This window comes from Salidesulfovibrio brasiliensis JCM 12178 (genome assembly GCF_001311825.1).
In the GTDB taxonomy this organism is placed as follows: domain Bacteria; phylum Desulfobacterota; class Desulfovibrionia; order Desulfovibrionales; family Desulfovibrionaceae; genus Pseudodesulfovibrio; species Pseudodesulfovibrio brasiliensis.
The window spans coordinates 1-918 of the sequence record NZ_BBCB01000174.1 but is presented as its reverse complement, the minus strand read 5'-3'; the positions used below and the strand labels follow the sequence as shown (position 1 = coordinate 918).

The window sequence follows — 918 nt, the reverse complement described above, 5'->3', positions numbered from 1 at the left end:
AAATTCCCAGTTTCCGCCACGGCGCTTTTGCGTCCACAAGCCAACAGTGCCTTTGTCGAAATCCACCTCGCTCCACTTGATGCGGAAGATTTCCGACTTCCGGCCAGCCGTAAAGAAGGTGGTCAGGAGCACGAACCGCTCATATTCGTCAGCAGTGTCCAGTACCGTTTTGAAATCCGCAAACGGCGGGACATAGCGGGGGTGCCGCTTTTCAGGGAACTTGTCGACCAACTGAAACGGGTTGACCCGATTCATATTGTGGTACTTGGCTCCCCAGTTCCATGCGGCGACGAGATTCTTGCGGTCCTTGTTTGCCGTGTTGCCGTTCTTTCGCCGGTTCAGCTTGCTCAGATGATCCAGCGCAACGGCGGGGCTTATCTCACCAACCGGCATTTCCGGCCTGATGCTGTCTCTAAACAGCCGCCTGAAGGCCCGACGTTTTGAATCATACGTCTTTTCCGACCAAGTGGCCTTGGCGTAATCCAAGTACCGTTCGGCCCATTCCCCGGCAACAAGAAGTCTGCCGACAGTGTCCATGTCCTTGCGCTTTTGGCGATCAGCCAGTTCAAGCGCCTTGATGGTTTCGCGTTCCCACGCTTCGGCTTCTCGCTTTCTGTCAAAGAGCTTTGTGCGTCGAAGTTGCTTTCCAGCCGACGGGGTAAAACGCACCGCGCCCCGCCACTTTTTTTCCTTCCTTGTAAGGCATGTAGGTATCCTCTTCTCGGAAGGCCGCTTATTTGCCTGAAGATATTACCAAAGATCATGTAAAGACGTCAATTTCCGCTTGCGCTGGCGAGGAGCGTCACAACCCTTTGAAACCTCACGCTCGGAAACATTTACGCACCCCTGACGCATGTACGCCTCCACAGCTTGACGATGAAAGCGAATCCCTCGCTTCCCCACCGTGAACGCACCAAG

Annotated in this window: 1 pseudogene; it reads right to left on the bottom strand. The window is 54.6% G+C overall.

From position 1 onward, the window contains the following. Positions 1 to 669: pseudogene (locus tag JCM12178_RS17425) on the bottom strand (site-specific integrase); the annotation flags it as partial. Positions 670 to 918: the final 249 nt, after the last annotated feature.